General features: G+C 50.3%; 14 protein-coding genes. All 14 read left to right on the top strand.

The window, feature by feature from the left end; all coding sequences use genetic code 11:
• The 14 genes from C7E00_RS06400 to iscB all read left to right on the top strand — a co-directional run bounded on the left by C7E00_RS06400 (window position 1) and on the right by iscB (window position 15,586).
• A complete protein-coding gene (locus tag C7E00_RS06400; RefSeq protein ID WP_105303505.1) occupies window positions 1-1,068 on the top strand; it encodes a glycosyltransferase family 2 protein in 1,068 nt (355 codons plus the stop codon).
• Between the two features lie 90 nt (window positions 1,069-1,158).
• Window positions 1,159-2,292, top strand: coding sequence for a dTDP-4-amino-4,6-dideoxygalactose transaminase (gene rffA / locus C7E00_RS06405; protein ID WP_105303506.1), 1,134 nt, complete (start codon window positions 1,159-1,161; stop codon window positions 2,290-2,292).
• 1 nt (window position 2,293) lies between these two features.
• Window positions 2,294-3,238: a glycosyltransferase family 2 protein gene (locus C7E00_RS06410; RefSeq protein WP_105303507.1), complete on the top strand. Its 945-nt coding sequence runs from the start codon at window positions 2,294-2,296 to the stop codon at window positions 3,236-3,238.
• Window positions 3,225-3,581, top strand: coding sequence for a DMT family transporter (locus C7E00_RS06415; protein ID WP_105304885.1), 357 nt, complete (start codon window positions 3,225-3,227; stop codon window positions 3,579-3,581). The genes C7E00_RS06410 and C7E00_RS06415 overlap by 14 nt, the downstream gene beginning before the upstream one ends.
• Complete coding sequence (locus tag C7E00_RS06420) at window positions 3,574-3,924, top strand: DMT family transporter (protein ID WP_105303508.1); 351 nt, start codon at window positions 3,574-3,576, stop codon at window positions 3,922-3,924. Before C7E00_RS06415 ends, C7E00_RS06420 begins: the two co-directional genes overlap by 8 nt.
• Before the next feature lie 11 nt (window positions 3,925-3,935).
• Window positions 3,936-4,349 carry a GtrA family protein gene (locus C7E00_RS06425; RefSeq protein WP_167836496.1) on the top strand — a complete coding sequence of 138 codons (414 nt, stop codon included), beginning with the start codon at window positions 3,936-3,938 and terminating at the stop codon, window positions 4,347-4,349.
• Window positions 4,350-4,370: 21 nt separating this feature from the next.
• Entirely contained in the window at window positions 4,371-6,053 is a 1,683-nt protein-coding gene (locus C7E00_RS06430) for an HlyD family efflux transporter periplasmic adaptor subunit (RefSeq protein WP_105303509.1), read from the top strand.
• Entirely contained in the window at window positions 6,046-6,780 is a 735-nt protein-coding gene (locus C7E00_RS06435; protein ID WP_105303510.1) for an ATP-binding cassette domain-containing protein, read from the top strand. Before C7E00_RS06430 ends, C7E00_RS06435 begins: the two co-directional genes overlap by 8 nt.
• Window positions 6,773-7,975, top strand: coding sequence for an ABC transporter permease (locus C7E00_RS06440; protein ID WP_105303511.1), 1,203 nt, complete (start codon window positions 6,773-6,775; stop codon window positions 7,973-7,975). Before C7E00_RS06435 ends, C7E00_RS06440 begins: the two co-directional genes overlap by 8 nt.
• Window positions 7,976-8,021: 46 nt before the next feature.
• Entirely contained in the window at window positions 8,022-8,987 is a 966-nt protein-coding gene (locus tag C7E00_RS06445) for a glycosyltransferase family 2 protein (RefSeq protein WP_167836497.1), read from the top strand.
• A complete protein-coding gene (locus C7E00_RS06450) occupies window positions 8,954-10,540 on the top strand; it encodes a polysaccharide biosynthesis protein (RefSeq protein WP_105303513.1) in 1,587 nt (528 codons plus the stop codon). Before C7E00_RS06445 ends, C7E00_RS06450 begins: the two co-directional genes overlap by 34 nt.
• The gene (locus C7E00_RS06455) at window positions 10,537-12,489 is read left to right on the top strand and encodes a LamG-like jellyroll fold domain-containing protein (protein ID WP_105303514.1); all 1,953 of its coding nucleotides are present in this window, start codon (window positions 10,537-10,539) and stop codon (window positions 12,487-12,489) included. The genes C7E00_RS06450 and C7E00_RS06455 overlap by 4 nt, the downstream gene beginning before the upstream one ends.
• On the top strand, window positions 12,489-13,865 hold the full coding sequence (locus tag C7E00_RS06460) for an NAD(P)/FAD-dependent oxidoreductase (protein ID WP_105303515.1): 1,377 nt from the start codon (window positions 12,489-12,491) through the stop codon (window positions 13,863-13,865). The genes C7E00_RS06455 and C7E00_RS06460 overlap by 1 nt, the downstream gene beginning before the upstream one ends.
• A 359-nt stretch (window positions 13,866-14,224) precedes the next feature.
• Window positions 14,225-15,586 (top strand): RNA-guided endonuclease IscB, encoded by a 1,362-nt coding sequence (iscB, locus tag C7E00_RS06465; protein WP_105303516.1) that lies wholly within the window; start codon window positions 14,225-14,227, stop codon window positions 15,584-15,586.
• Window positions 15,587-15,599 lie beyond the last annotated feature (13 nt).

A 15,599-nucleotide genomic window follows, 5' to 3' on the forward strand; every position in this document is an offset into this window, starting at 1 on the left:
ATGGCAAAAGCAACAGTTATCGTTCCGATCTACAATGTCGAGAAATACCTCCGCAAATGCTTTGATTCGCTTCTGAACCAGACCTCGGATGATTTCATCGTCTATGCTGTCAATGATGGCTCCCCGGATCATTGCGATGACATCATTAAAGAATACTGCAGAAAATATCCTGAGAAGATCAAAGGAATCCGGAAAGAGAACGGAGGTTACGGATCCGTGCTTCAGGTCGCAATCAAGGAAACCAGAACTCCGTATTTCCTCGTCTGCGATCCGGATGACACGCTGGAGCCGGAAGCGATGGAAACACTGCTCAGCTTAGCTGCAGTAGGGGATGCGGATATCACGATCGGAGCCAAGATGGTCACTTATGAAGACAGCACCATCAAGGAATATGACTGCAGCTACAACCGGGACTTCGTCCATCTGAAGTCCAATACGGTTTATAACTGTGACCAGGAGAACTTCAATGACCTGTTTTTCGTGAATCCGAGTCCGCATGCCAAGCTTTACCGTACGTCTCTTGCCAAGGATATTGTATTCCCAGAACATGTCGGCTATACGGATAATATGCTGTTCTACTTGTCTCTGCTCAATGCGGAGAAGGTGATCTATACGGAGAAGCCATTAGCCAACTACCTGATCAACCGCAAAGGCAATTCGATGACAGATGTCAGCTTCTCTGCCATGAATGGTCAGATCCGGGTCTTCAAGTCCATTCTGAATGAAGCAGAACGGGCCAAGCATCATCCGGATATCTTCTATTACCGGATGTTTGAAAGCTTCAAATTCATGCTGTATCAGATGAATCGCCTGAACTGCACTGCAGACCAGTATGATGAAACCCTTGATTACCTGCAGACCTATCTGAAGAAACTGACGCCGTATGAGGCGAAGATTCGTCCGTATTATGAACGCTTCAGCAAGACGAAAATCATCGAGAAGCTGCGTGATTATGCTCTGATGAATGAGAAGCATTCCGAGCGTGCATACGCCGGCATCAAGAAACGGATGATGGAAGAATTCCGGAAGCATCGTCCGCAGGCAGAAGAAAACCAGCAGAAAGCCTGATTCTTCAGCAAGGATAATTCTTAAGATTTCCTTTGTTTCCGGGCAGAAAACAGGAATGTGATAAGATAGAACACGAATCAGAGGGAACAGATGATTAGTTTCAATGTGCCGCCTTGTACAGGCGATGAATCAGAATATGTCACGGAAGCGATCAATTCGCATAAGATCTGCGGTGACGGTCCATTTACGAAAAAATGCAATGAATGGATGGAGCAGCGGTTTCATGCGCAGAAAGTAATGCTTACTACCAGCGGAACTTCTGCTCTGGATATGGCAATGCTGCTGTGCGATCTGAAACCAGGCGATGAAGTGATTCTGCCGAGCTTCACATTTTCGAGTACTGCAACTTCTGCAGTTCTGTGCGGGGCGAAGCTCGTCTTCGTGGACATCCGCCCGGATACGATGAATATCGATGAGACGAAGATCGAAGCAGCAATCACGGAGAAGACGAAAGTCATTGTGGCGGTTCATTATGCCGGAGTTGCCTGCGAGATGGATACAATCATGGAGATTGCACATCGCCATCATCTGCTGGTAGTGGAAGATGCGGCTCAGGGGGTCATGTCTTCCTATAAAGGGAAGGCACTTGGCACGATCGGAGATTTTGGCTGCTATTCTTTCCATGAGACGAAAAACTATTCGATGGGTGAAGGCGGAGCCATTGTCATCAATCATCCGGAATACAATGAACGTGCAGAGATTCTGCGGGAGAAAGGAACGAATCGCTCGAAATTCTACCGCGGCCAGGTAGATAAATATACATGGGTTGATTTCGGCGACAGCTATCTTCCAAGCGAACTGAATGCAGCATACCTCTATCCGCAGCTATTGAAAGCAGATGTAATCAATGAAGATCGTCTGCATTCCTGGAATGTCTACTGGGATGCTTTTCAGCCGCTTCAGGAAAAAGGATTGCTGGAACTGCCTCATATTCCGGAAGGATGCACGCATAACGCGCATATGTTCTACGTGAAGCTGAAAAATCTGGATGAGCGTACCAGGTTCATTTCCTATCTGAAAGACCATGGTGTTCAGTCCGTATTCCACTATATTCCGCTGCATTCTGCTCCGGCAGGATACAAGTTCGGCAGATTCTGCGGAGAGGATTTCTATACCACAAAGGAAAGCGAACGTCTGACGCGCCTGCCGATGTATTATCATCTTTCCGAAGCAGACCAGAAGCAGGTGATCCAGGCAGTCTCCGGTTTCTTTGAGGAGCACTGATATGGATCTTTCCATTGTGATTCCAGAATACGGGTGCAGGGAAGCACTTGGCGAACTCTACCGGAGACTGACTTCCGTATGTTCGGAAATCACTTCTGAATATGAGCTGATCTTTGTCGAGGACAGCGACCCTCAGAACAGCTGGGAAGACATTCAGAAGTTGTGCGCAGAAGATCAGAAAGTAAAAGGAATTCATTTTTCCAGAAACTTTGGTCAGGAACGGGCAATTACCGCCGGTGTTGATTACAGCAGCGGCAGTTATGTGGTCGTGATGGATTGCGACCTGCAGGATCGGCCGGAAGGAATCACGGAATTATATCAGAAAGCCAAGGAAGGATACGATGTCGTATTCGTCCGCCGCATTGATCGGATTGACAGCCGCTGGACCATGTTCTGGTCCCATCTGTTCTATCGGGTCTATAATCGCTTTTCTGATGACAACTATGATCCTGCTGTCGGCAATTTCAGCATTGCCAGCCGCCGCATTGTTGATCAGTTCTGCCGGATGCGCGAAAAGAACCGGGATTATATCATGTTTCTCCGCTGGCTTGGCTTCCGCACCACGGTGATCAATGTCGAGGCGGATGAACGGGCAGCAGGTAAGTCTTCCTATACCTTTCATAAAAAACTGAAGCTTGCAGTAGAGACTATTACTGCCCAATCCAACAAACCGCTCTGGATTTCGGTTTATCTCGGAATGATCTTTGCAATGTTCTCTCTTCTGGCAATCATTTATCTGGTGATCCGCCATTTTGCGGATGGCTCTTCTCCGGAAGGCTGGGCAAGTCTTCTGATTGCTGTCTTCCTGATGGGAGGTCTGATGCTTGCAACGACCGGGATTGCCGGAATCTATATCGGCAATATCTTCAATGAAGTGAAAGACCGTCCTCTGTATGTCATTGAAGATCTGAGAAATCTGGATGGGAAATCTCATGAAACGCGCTAAGATCTATCTGTTTCTTCATCTTCTGCTGGCTCTCTATTCGATCAGCAGCGTGCTGTCCAAGCTTGCTGCAGGAGAGCCTTTTCTGAGCCCGCGCTTCTGTCTCTGCTATCTCGGCATCATTGCATTGCTTGGCATCTATGCCATCGGCTGGCAGCAGATCATCAAGCGGATTCCGCTGACCTCTGCCTATGCAAACAAGGCTGCTTCAGTCGTCTGGGGCTTTATCTGGGGAATTCTGTTCTTTCAGGAACAGATGACGATCGGGAAGCTGGCAGGACTTCTGATGATCGTGGCAGGGATCGTTCTTTATTCCTATGCAGATCAGGAGGGCGCAGATGAATAGCACACTCTATGATTCGATGTTTCTTCTGATCGGAACCTTTATCAGTGCAATCTCCCAGGTTCTTCTGAAGAAATCTGCCATGAAGACTTACAGCAGCCGGATCAGGGAATACCTCAATCCGGAAGTCATCACTGCTTACGTGATCTTCGTCATTTCAACTTTTCTTTCCATTCTTGCCTACCGCGGCATTCCGCTTTCTCTTGGGGCAGTTCTGGAAACGACCAGCTATGTCTATGTTACCTGGTTCGGTGTGAAGATCTTCCATGAACGCCTCAGTTTTCGGAAGATCGCTTCTCTTGCTTTGATTATCGGCGGGATTATCGTATACTCACTGCTAGGCTGAGGAAATAGATTATGAAGAAACTCTACGAAAAATACAAAGACGTATTCTGGTACCTCGTATTCGGAGTACTGACGACAATCATCAATATTGTGTCGTACTGGGTATGCGCCCATCCGCTTGGCATCCCGACGGTGCCAAGCACGATCATTGCCTGGATCCTTTCGGTTCTGACCGCATATCTTACCAACCGGAGCTATGTCTTCCATAGCGAAGCAACCACGAAAAGCGAAATCCTGAAGGAAATCACTTCGTTCTTCGCCGCCCGTCTGGCAACCGGCGGTCTGGATCTTCTGATCATGTATGTCTGCGTAGACCGCATGGGCATGAATGACGTAATTGTCAAATTCGCGTCCAACGTCATCGTCGTGATCCTGAACTACATTTTCAGCAAGCTTCTGATTTTCCGTCATAAGAAACAAGCCTGAAGTGCAGGCGGAGGATAAGCAATGAAGAAATTCTGGCAGAAACACCATAAAGGAATCATCATCGCAGTCATAGCGGCTGCGGTTTTTCTGAAACTGGCTTCCGGCTCTTCGTCTTCTATGGCCGCCTATTCCACTGCGACCGTAACCCGCAGGGATATCACGACTTATAACAGCTTCATCGGCACCGTGGAACCAGTCACGGAACGTTCGGTTGTTCCGAAGGTTTCCGGTACGGTCTCTCAGGTTCTCGTCAGGAACGGAGACTCTGTCGTGAAAGGACAGACCATTGCAGTGCTGGATTCTTCTGATGCAGAATACAGTCTTGAAGTTGCTGAAGCGACTGCTGCTCAGACGGAAAAAGCAAATAATCAGTCTGTCCAGGATGCCATCACTGCTTACAACAATTATCAGAGCGATCTCAATAATGGTCTGAACAGTTCTCTGCAGGCTGCCCAGGCACAGAAAGATGCAACCTACGGCCCTTATAAAGATGCCGAGAGTGCGTATAATTCTGCCGTTTCAGCAAGAGAGAAAGCAATTTCTTCTGCTTCTGCCCAGAAAGATGCTGCCCAGGCAGCTTACGATGCATTCATGAATGATCCGGCCAATCAGACGGCGATCACGAATTATAGCAATGCGGCTGCTCAGCTTGCCGTGTTGCAGTCTTCTCTGGATCAGGCAGATCTGAATCTTGCAAATGCAAATACAGCTCTTCAGAGTGCGGACGAAGCTTCTAAGCCTGCTGCCCAGGCTGCCTATGATACGGCAGCGCAGGTTCAGAGCGAGGCCAAGACTGCCTTTGACCAGTACAAGAACGTCAGCTATGATCCTGCCAATAATGCTTATCAGCTGATCTTCAAGCAGATGACAGTACTGCAGACTGCTCTGGATTCTGCAAATGCTGCATATTCAGCAGCTCAGTCTACTGCTGCAGTTGATGCCGCAAAGGCTGCCTATGACAAAGCATACTCTGCCTGGGACCAGGCACGAATCGGATATGATTCGGTCGCTTCTTCGGTGCAGCAGCAGCTCGGCAATCTTGAATCTTCCGTACAGCGCGCCGCGACCGCAGCAGACAGCACAGTCAGCGACCTGCAGATTGAACATCAGAAAGAATCACTCAGCGACTACACGCTGACTGCCCCGATGGATGGAACGGTAACTGAACTGGCAGTAAAGGAAGGAGATGCCTGTGTGACGGGTACTCCTGCTGCAGTCATTTCCAATCTCAGCCATATGGAAGTATCTATCCGTGTAGATGAATACTCTGTGCTCAATGTCTCGGAAGGCAGTCCTGTCACGATCTATATCGATTCGATCGGAAAGTCCTATCCGGGAACGATTTCCTCCATTGATGAGAAAGCAACGGTGCAGAGCGGAGTTTCCTATTTCGGAGCGACCGTTGAATTCACTGCTGATTCCGATGTGAGATCCGGTATGAGCACGGAAGTGCGTCTTACCAATGCAGATGAGAAGCAGGTGCTTTCTCTGCCGGCCGATGCCGTTAGCTACCATTCTGACAATACTGCTTATGTCCTCGATGAGAACGGACAGGAGAAAGCAGTGACCATCGGCGTATCGGATGGAGATTATGTTGAGATCACGGATGGTCTTTCGGAAGGAGATATTGTCCGCTATATTCCGAGTGTTTCTGATCCGATGAGCGATATGACTGTTTCTTCCGGAGATAGTTCTGATGAGTGAGGCAGAACTGCAACTGGCACCATTCATTCAGCCTGATCAGGAAGTCATTCTCCGCATGCATGGCATCACGAAAGAATACCGGATGGGAGAAGAAACCTCTGTCGTTCTGAAAGGAATTGACCTCGAAGTGAAGAGGGGAGAATTCCTGGCAGTATTAGGCCCCTCTGGTTCCGGCAAGAGCACTCTGATGAATATCATCGGCTGTCTCGATACCCCGACCAGCGGAGACTATTACCTGAATAACCGCCACATCGCTGCGATGAGTGAAAAAGAACTGGCAAGAATCCGTTCAAAGGAGATCGGATTCATTTTCCAGTCCTTTTATCTGCTCCAGAGGGAAACCGCACTTGAAAACGTAGAACTTCCGTTAGTCTATGCCGGAGCATCTGAGAAAGAATGTGAGAAACGCGCAGAAGAAATGCTGAAGCGGGTAGGCCTGGAAGATAAGATGGATCATTATCCCAATCAGCTCTCCGGCGGCCAGCAGCAGCGCGTCGCCATTGCCAGAGCAATCGCCAACAACCCATCGATTCTGCTGGCAGATGAACCTACCGGTGCTCTGGACCAGAAAACTGGCGAGCAGGTGATGGAGATTTTCAAGGAACTCAATGCAGAAGGGAGAACCATCATCATGATCACCCATGATGCCCATATTGCGTCTCATGCAAAGAGGATTGTGAGAATTCTCGATGGCGAACTCAGCGAAGGAGGTGTGGAAGATGCGTAAATCAAGCATGATCCGCCGCAGCATCCGCATGTCCTTTGCCAATATCAGGAATAACCGGATGCGGTCTTTTCTGACGATGCTCGGCATCATCATCGGCGTCGCTGCTGTCATTGCCTTGGTCACGACCGTATCAGCCGTCACTTCCTATATGATCGGGAGATTCTCTTCGATGGGAGCCGGCATGCTGGAAGTATCGGTGCCAGGAACCGTTCTGAAGCCAGGACTTACGGAAAATGATCTGAATGAACTTTCGGCAATCGATAATGTCGCCAGCATCTCTCCATCTGTCAGCGTCGTTTCCCAGGTTGCAGCAGATGGAAAGGTTTCTGACAAAGTCAGCGTGCAGGGCAAGAATGAACAGTACTTCCTGCATAATGAAGGACTGGTAACCTCAGGCAGAGCGCTGTTCGTCTCAGATATGCAGAATGATGTCAAGGTATGCGTCATTGACAGCACCTGCGCAAAGACCTTCTTTCCCGGTCAGAATCCCATCGGTCAGGAAATCCGCATCACCGGAGTGACCTATAAAATCGTCGGACTCTGCGGTTCTTCTGATAACCTGATGGGAACGATGACCATCAGCAACGATGATGCGGGAACGATCTATATTCCATACCGCAATGCGCTGACGATGAATGGCACGAATGCCATCACGAGCGTGGATCTCTATGTCAGCGATACGAGCATGATGGACGAGACCGAAGACAGCATCAAGCAGCTATTGAACAATACCTTCAATCAGAACAAGAATGCGTTCTATATCTTCAATATGGAAAGCCTGCTCAGCACGATGAATACGATGGTCTCGATGATGACCACGATGCTTGGCGGCATTGCCAGCATTGCTCTTCTGGTCGGCGGAATCGGCATCATGAACATGATGCTGGTAACCGTCACGGAACGCACGAAAGAAATCGGTCTTCGTAAAGCATTGGGAGCAGAACCAGGCGTGATCCAGCTGCAGTTTCTGCTGGAATCGATCATCCTTTCCGTAACCGGAGGCGTGATCGGCATTGCCGTCGGAGAACTGCTGTCTTACATTGCCTGCCAGCTGATCCATACCAAGTTCATTCTGAATCCCGGAGCGATTGCCTTAGGCTTCTTCTTCTCGCTTGCAGTAGGCATTCTGTTCGGCTGGGCACCTGCCAGAAAGGCAAGCCAGCTGAATCCGATTGATGCCCTGCGGAGCGAATGAAGCACTGTGCTATAATGAAAACTGTCTTTTTCAGGCTGGAGAACACATGAAGCTGACCGTCATCGTACCCATCTACAACGTGGAACAGTACCTGCCTCAATGCCTGGACAGCCTCGCTGCCCAGACCGCTGAAAACCTGCAGGTCATTTTGGTCAATGACGGCAGCACTGACCGCAGCGGCGAGATTGCTCAGCGCTATGTAGACCGGGATCCGGGCATGTTCCATCTGTGCCATAAAGACAATGGGGGATTGTCTGACGCACGCAATTTTGCGATTCCGTTCGTACGCAGCGAATATCTGACCTTTCTGGACAGCGATGACTGGGTCGAACCGGAATACTATGAGAAAGCCATTGAGCTGATGGACCGCGAGAAATGCGATATCTGCCTGGCAGATATCGAGTACTGGTATAAAGACCCGGAAAAACGGTTTGTCATGAAAGGGCTCAGCAGCTGGAAAGCGGATACGATTCAGAAGAAAGCACTGCTTTCTCCGCTGTTTGCCTGGAACAAGATCTACCGTTCCGAGCTGTTCACGGAAGATCCGATGATGCGCTTTCCGCTGCGCACCTGGTATGAAGACATCCCGGTCACGACGAGACTGCTGGCATCAGCAGAGAAGATCGGATATCTTCCCGGCGCGATGATTCATTACCGCCAGCGGGAAGGGTCTATCATGGCCAGCACGAGCGATCCGCGCCTGGCGCAGATCTTCACTGTGCTATCTTCGATGCGCGATCACTTTGAGACACTTGGAATCGATCAGAAGTATCATGACGAACTCGAATACCTGCATGCCGAGCATCTGCGGCTTTATGGCATGTTCCGCTTCATCCGCTCGGATCGCGAAGCAGAATACTATGAAGAAAGCGAATCTGTCATGAACAGCTGCTATCCGAACTGGAAGCAGAATCATTACCTGAAGAATCTGAGCTGGAAGAACCAGATCTTCTTACGCTGGTATTCCTGCGCCACGAGATGGATCTTCGATCCGATCATCAAGAGAAAATAGGAGAGCACGTTACGTCCCGTACAAGATATTCTTTCTACAACTTCCTGGTAAGCACCTTAGCGGCTATTATCCTGCCTTTAGTAGGATTCATCAAGGTCCGCTTTTTCAAAGACCTCTATGGCAGCGATGTCAATGGTCTTCAGCTCACCATCGCGCAGTTCATTACCTTTCTGAATATCTGTGAGCTGGCCTATTCCCTTGCGTTCCGCCAGCTTCTGTATCATCCGCTTGCCGATGGCGATCATGAACGCGTAAAAGAAATCTATCATGGCGCCGTGAAGGTATTCCGCATCACCGGCTGTGTCGTGATCGCTGCATCGATTGCGGTTTCATTGCTGTTTCCGGATTTCAGCGAGTCGCCTTTCAGCTATTGGGATACGGCGGGAACGTTCCTGCTCATGGCACTGCCATATGGCATCAGCTATTTCCTGATGGGCCCGAACTTTGTCATCATGGCCGATCAGAAAGAATACAAGATCAATATCTGGATTCAGAGCATTGCAATTCTGAGAATGCTGGCAATGGTCATTGCCATTCTTCTGAAGCAGCCATTCCTCTGGATGCTCATCATCGAAGCCTTCAATATTCTCGGCTCCAATACGCTTGCCCGTCATATCGCCCTGAAAGAATATCCATGGCTGAAAGAAAAGCCTCAGCAGACAGATGATTCCTCCTTCCGGAAGAAGGCTGGCTATGCGGTTGTGCAGCGCCTTTCCGAACTTGCAACGACGCAGACCGACAATATCGTCGTCTCCGGCTTCATGGGCTATACGATGTCTTCTGTCTACGGCATTTACAGCTATCTGACCGACAACATCGGCAAGATCACGCAGTCCATGGTGCAGTCGCCGATGAACAGTTTCGGCAACCTCTTTGCGGAAAAACAGGCTGACAGCTACCCGGTCTTTACCGAGTTCTTCAATTTTTCAACTTATATTTCCACGGTGGTTGCCACCGTCATCTTCATTGTCATGCCTCAGTTTGTTCCGGTATGGATGGGCGATCCGCTTTACAATGCCTCGATTCCGATCTGCTTCCTGTTCGGACTGAATATCTTCTATGTCACGATGCGTCAGCCGGTCATCATTGCCAGAGATGCCAACGGCCTTTACGTGAATGCGCGCAACAATGCCTACCTGCTTGCCATCGTGAAGATCGTGCTTTCCATCCTCCTGGTTCAGAAGCTAGGCTTGCTTGGCGTGGTCATGGCAACGACGATTGCATACTGGGGAATTGATTTCACGTATAATCCAGGCCTCGTTTATCGGAATGTGTTCCATCGTTCCGTAAAGGACTATTACTTCATGGTTCTCAACCGTCTGGCGGTTGCAGGCCTGATCGGTGCATTCGGCTTTGTCATCTGGAATCGCTTCTTTGCGGCAGGCTCCATCACGGTGGTCCGCCTGATTCTGAATATCGTCATTCTCGGCTTCCTGATTGCCGTGATCACCACGGCGGTCTACTGGCTGCTGTACCGCAGTTTCCGCAATCTCTATGTTCGTCTCAAGGGGGTCCTTGCCCGCAGAAGACAGCAGAAGAAGGAAGGCAGATGAAGTTCCGGTCAGTCCTTCTTGCAGCGTTGATTCTCGGCTGCTTTTCCTGTGCTCCCTCTGCTTCTGAGACGCTGCTGTCCGCAGATGAAGAAACGGATGGATTATGGTCCTATGATACGATCTGCGCAGAGACTTATGAGGCAGAGATTGCCAGTGAGAGATCCTATACGATTTCCTTCTGGATCCGTCCGGAAAACAACTATCCGGACACCTGCATCTGGTCTCTTTCAAATGGCGAAGAGACGATCACGCTGACCGGAAGCGGCTTCAGCAGCGAGACCTTCTCCGGTCTGACGTTATCTGATTCTGATGGAAACTGGATTGTCGCAGATGGCGGAATCACGGTTTCCACAGATCGCTGGAATTATCTGGTGTATGTCGTGAAGGGGAAGAAAGCAGGGATTTTTCTGAATGGCGAGGAAGCTGCTTCCGGAACGTTTCATGGTTCTCTGTCTGATGCAGTTCTCTCGTTCGGGAAAAATGATCAGGGACTTGAACCCATGGAGGGAAAGCTCTCCGATCTGAGAATCCGTCCGAAGGCAGTTTCTGCAGAAGTGATCAGGCAGGAATATGAATCTGCTTATGCCTCTGTGCTGCTTGATACGATCTCGATTCCTGATGCAGCACATCTGGAACGGGATCTCTGGTTCGTGGATACAGAGATCGAAGGTTATCCTCTCACCTGGAAGGTGGAAGAGAATGATGTCCTGGATGACAGAGGGATCCGCAAGGATACAGAAACCGGCGGAGATGCGGTGGTACATGCGTCCATCCGCACGGAGCAGAGCCAGGCAGAGAAAACCTTTCAGATCCATGTGGATGGCAATGATCCCAGAACTCTGCTGGAACAGGATGCCGCTTCGCTGGATGCGGATATCGAAGGCGTGCTGTTCTCGAAGACCGTTCTTCCGGAACAGGAAAAGAATGGCAGCACCATCTCCTATTCCATGGTTTCCGGGCATGCGGAATTCTCCGGCTCTGAGCTGGTCAAGACCTCGGACCAGGAAAAAGAGAATGTGGTATTTGAAGCAAAGCTGACCAGAGAAGATCTTTCTATGAGCAGGACATATTCGGCTGTTCTCCTGGACGAGGCATACGGATATGTGATGAGCTATTTCAATGGCAATCTCGGCAGCGAGAAGGGATCTCTCGCCTTGAGCAGAGATGGCCTTTCCTGGAACAAAGTACGCGGTGTCACCATTGACACGGACCTCGGCAGCGGCAGAGTCAGGGATCCCGATCTTGCCAGAACCAAAGACGGAAACTTCGTGCTTGCAGCAACTGAGGGTGCGGACAATCCTTCGATTTATCTGTTTTTCAGCAAGGATCTGATCACATTCAGCCAGCCGGAGCTTGTGCTTGTATCAGTCATGGATGATGGCATCGGGACGGACGGAAAACGAGCCTGGGCACCGGAAGTGATTTATGACAATGAAGCAGATCTTTATTATGTGTATTACAGCGATCCGCATGATGACATGGGGAAAATCTATCGGGTGACCAGCAGGGATCTGCATACGTTCTCCTATCCGAAAGTGCTGCTGGATACGGGATATCCGGTAATCGATCTGACAATATTTCCGATGAATGGAGCTTACTGGATGATCTACAAAGATGAGCGGCCGGGAGCACTGACCATCTATCCTGGCTATTCCGGATCTCTGGAAGAAGGGTTTCTGAAGGTGCTGGACTGGAAGTATCTGATCCATGAAAGACCGGTGGAGGGACCTGCGGTCTTCCAGGATCTGCAGACCGGAGAGTATCATATTCTCGTAGATCAGTACAGCGATCATACCTTCCTTGCCGGAAGGTTCCGGGATCTTTCCTATGACTCGGAAATTGACTGGTCAGATACGGAGCAGCTATCGCTTCCGGAAGAGGATGTGCGGCACGGATCGGTGATTCCGATTACGGAACAGGAATTTCATGCGCTGGAAGGAGTATCGTGATGGAAAACTATGATGCAGTGATTATCGGAGGCGGGATCGGCGGCCTGATGCTGGCCTATCGGCTGATGGAGAAAGATCCGTCCATGAAGGTGATGATTCTGGAAAAGGGCAGAAAGCTTGAAGAAAGGCAGTGCCCGATCGTTGCCGGAAAAACGGAACGCTGCGTGAAGTGCGTTCCATGTGCAATCATGGAAGGCATGGCAGGAGCAGGGGCCTTTTCTGATGGAAAGTACAATATCACCACGGAATACGGAGGCTGGCTGCCGGACTTCATGGACCATAGGAAAGTCCTGGACTACATTGAGCAGGCAGACCAGGTGCTGCAGAAGTTCGGTGCAGATAATGAGCGCTATATGCCAGATAATGAGCTGAAGACGTTATGTCTCCAGCATGATCTGCATATGCAGCAGGCGGAAGTGAAGCATCTCGGTACGGATGCCAACTACGGAACGATGCTGAATCTGATCCATGATCTGGAAACCCGGGTCACCATAAAGACCCTTGCCGAGGTCACAGACGTCAATCGCGAAACCCATTGCGTCACCTATGTTTCGCAGGGCTCTGAAAAGCAGGTGACCGGAGAGAAGATCATCTTTGCGGTCGGCCGCATCGGCAACAGGATGTTCGAAGACTGGTGCCGGAAGAACGGCATTGCGATGTACAACAATCAGGTGGATATCGGGGTGCGGGTGGAGCTTCCCTATGAGATCTGGGAGAGATTCTCCAGCCGGATCTATGAACCGAAGATCTATTACAAAGCAGGTCATTACGGAGATACGACCCGCATGTTCTGCTTCAATGAACGCGGCTGGGTAGTTACGGAAAACAGCGATGGCGTTCTGACCGTCAACGGCCACAGCTACAAGGATCCTGCCAAGCGTTCTGATAACAGCAACTTTGCTCTATTAAGCAGTACGCATTTCACAGAGCCTTTCGATCAGCCGGTCGAATATGCCAGAGATATCGCTGCCCTTGCAAATAAGATCAGCGGAGGCTATGTGCTCGTTCAGCGGCTCGGAGATCTGGAGTCCGGCAAGCGTACGACCGCAGCACGGCTGGCTAGCAGCTCCGTGCACCCGACGCTGAACGCAGTTCCAGGAGATCTTTCTCTCTGCATGCCGAAGCGTCAGCTGGATAATATCGTGGAGACGCTCCATGCCCTCGACCAGGTTTCACCGGGAACGGCAAATTATGATACCCTGCTTTACGGCGTGGAGTGCAAGTACTATAGTGCCCGCCCGGCCTGCAGGAACTTCGAACTGGAAAAGGCACCTGGCATCTATGCCATCGGCGATGGGGCAGGCTTTACCCGTTCACTTGCCCAGGCAGCCGCAAATGGACTGATTGTCGGAGATCTGCTGACAGATCATTCGTGAAAGTCGTAAAATAATACCGTCAACTACCCCGCCTAAGTCCTAGCGGACTATAGACGGGGCTTGGAAAGGCTACTACAGCTTTTCGAGCCTGGTTGATTAGCCTAAGTGCTTCGAGCACTACGTTGCTGCTGTGCTACGTCTGGATGCTCCACAAGTCCAGACCTCTTGGGATCTGCTGCTAAAAACCTCTGAGAGGTAGGAGGCGTACAGCAGATGTATTCGACCAGCGGACAACATTGGCGAAGTGGACCACCGTTACTGCGATCTTCGTGATCGTAAGTGCGAGATGCTGCAGGTCTTCAGGACTGCAGAAAGCGTAAGTGCCCCTAACGGGGCAAAAAGAAAGGAGGCATCAGCACATGTCTGTTGCGGTTATCAGCAACACCGGCATCCGTCTGATGCCGACAAGTGAGTATCGGGCACGGCATCTTCTCAAAGCGGGTAAAGCTGTCATTGAGCAATACCGTCCGATCTTCACGATCCGGTTAACCGACCGGGAGAAGGGGAAAACACAGCCGATTGAGTATGCCTGTGATACGGGCTACCAACATGTCGGCGTATCCATCAAGTCTGAAAAGCACGAATTTGTCCATGCACAGTACGACATGCTGAGCAATGAGACAGAGAGGCATAACGATCGCCGCAAGTATCGTCGTACAAGACGGAATCGCAAGCGGTACCGGAAACCTCGGTTTGACAACCGGTCCAGAAAGAACCAGGAGATGGCGCCTTCCCTGCGGCATCGCAAGGAGAACCAGATCAACCTGTTCGAATCGTTCTGCAAAGTTATGCCGATCACCTCGGCGACATTCGAGATGGGCAAGTTCGACACCCAGCTTCTGCAGGCAATTGCAGACGGTAAGCCGCTCCCGGAAGGGAAGGACTATCAGCAGGGATTAAAATATCTGTTTCAGACCGAACGGGAAGCAGTGTTCAGCAGGGATCACTACACCTGTCAGGTGTGCGGTAAATCTGTCAAAGATGGCGTGATTCTGCATACGCATCACATTGGGTACTGGAAGGGATATCGATCCAATCGAATTAGCAATCTCTTAACAGTGTGCGAGCACTGCCATACGGCAAAGAACCACAAGCCGGGCGGTGCACTCTGGGGTCTGGAGCCGCAGAGCACCAATCTGGCCGCGGCAACCTATATGAGTATCGTGCGCTGGGCGATATATCGGGAACTGGTTCTGAAGTACCCAGAGATTGATATCCATATCCAGTATGGTGCAAAGACATCTGTAACCAGAAAGTCGCTGCATCTTGCAAAGACGCATGCGAACGATGCTTACTGCGTGGGTTCTCTGCATCCAAGGCATCGGACAGCAGAGCTTATCTATCAGAAGAAGCGCCGCAACAACCGGATTCTTGCGAAGTTCTACGATGCAAAATACATCGACGTTCGGGACGGCGCCAAGAAGTCCGGCGCTGTGCTCTCATGTGGACGGACAAATCGCAGGGAGAGCCGAAGATCGGACAAGAATCAGCGCATCTACCGGGGAAAGAAGTGCTCTTCCGGACACACATCAGTTCGGAAGAATCATTATGTCTATCAGCCCGGCGATACGATTGTGTTTCACTCTCAGAGGTTCATTGTCAACGGCTCCCATTGCAAAGGGGCTCGCGTAATTCTAGACACAGGGAAATCAGTCAAGGCGACTGATTTGACATGCATTAAAAAGGAAGGAGGATGGCACTTCCTCCCCGCCCAAGCTTAACAGCTATGGACGG

Origin of the sequence: Anaerolactibacter massiliensis, assembly GCF_900290205.1 — a bacterium.
Taxonomy (GTDB): Bacteria; Bacillota_I; Bacilli_A; order Erysipelotrichales; family Erysipelotrichaceae; genus Bulleidia; species Bulleidia intestinalis.

Excerpts from the sequence above, each read along its gene's own strand:
- C7E00_RS06400 (WP_105303505.1), top strand. The coding sequence starts at position 1 with ATGGCAAAAGCAACAGTTATCGTTCCGATCTACAATGTCGAGAAATAC.
- rffA (WP_105303506.1), top strand. The coding sequence starts at position 1,159 with ATGATTAGTTTCAATGTGCCGCCTTGTACAGGCGATGAATCAGAATAT.
- C7E00_RS06410 (WP_105303507.1), top strand. The coding sequence starts at position 2,294 with ATGGATCTTTCCATTGTGATTCCAGAATACGGGTGCAGGGAAGCACTT.
- C7E00_RS06415 (WP_105304885.1), top strand. The coding sequence starts at position 3,225 with ATGAAACGCGCTAAGATCTATCTGTTTCTTCATCTTCTGCTGGCTCTC.
- C7E00_RS06420 (WP_105303508.1), top strand. The coding sequence starts at position 3,574 with ATGAATAGCACACTCTATGATTCGATGTTTCTTCTGATCGGAACCTTT.
- C7E00_RS06425 (WP_167836496.1), top strand. The coding sequence starts at position 3,936 with ATGAAGAAACTCTACGAAAAATACAAAGACGTATTCTGGTACCTCGTA.
- C7E00_RS06430 (WP_105303509.1), top strand. The coding sequence starts at position 4,371 with ATGAAGAAATTCTGGCAGAAACACCATAAAGGAATCATCATCGCAGTC.
- C7E00_RS06435 (WP_105303510.1), top strand. The coding sequence starts at position 6,046 with ATGAGTGAGGCAGAACTGCAACTGGCACCATTCATTCAGCCTGATCAG.
- C7E00_RS06440 (WP_105303511.1), top strand. The coding sequence starts at position 6,773 with ATGCGTAAATCAAGCATGATCCGCCGCAGCATCCGCATGTCCTTTGCC.
- C7E00_RS06445 (WP_167836497.1), top strand. The coding sequence starts at position 8,022 with ATGAAGCTGACCGTCATCGTACCCATCTACAACGTGGAACAGTACCTG.
- C7E00_RS06450 (WP_105303513.1), top strand. The coding sequence starts at position 8,954 with ATGGATCTTCGATCCGATCATCAAGAGAAAATAGGAGAGCACGTTACG.
- C7E00_RS06455 (WP_105303514.1), top strand. The coding sequence starts at position 10,537 with ATGAAGTTCCGGTCAGTCCTTCTTGCAGCGTTGATTCTCGGCTGCTTT.
- C7E00_RS06460 (WP_105303515.1), top strand. The coding sequence starts at position 12,489 with ATGGAAAACTATGATGCAGTGATTATCGGAGGCGGGATCGGCGGCCTG.
- iscB (WP_105303516.1), top strand. The coding sequence starts at position 14,225 with ATGTCTGTTGCGGTTATCAGCAACACCGGCATCCGTCTGATGCCGACA.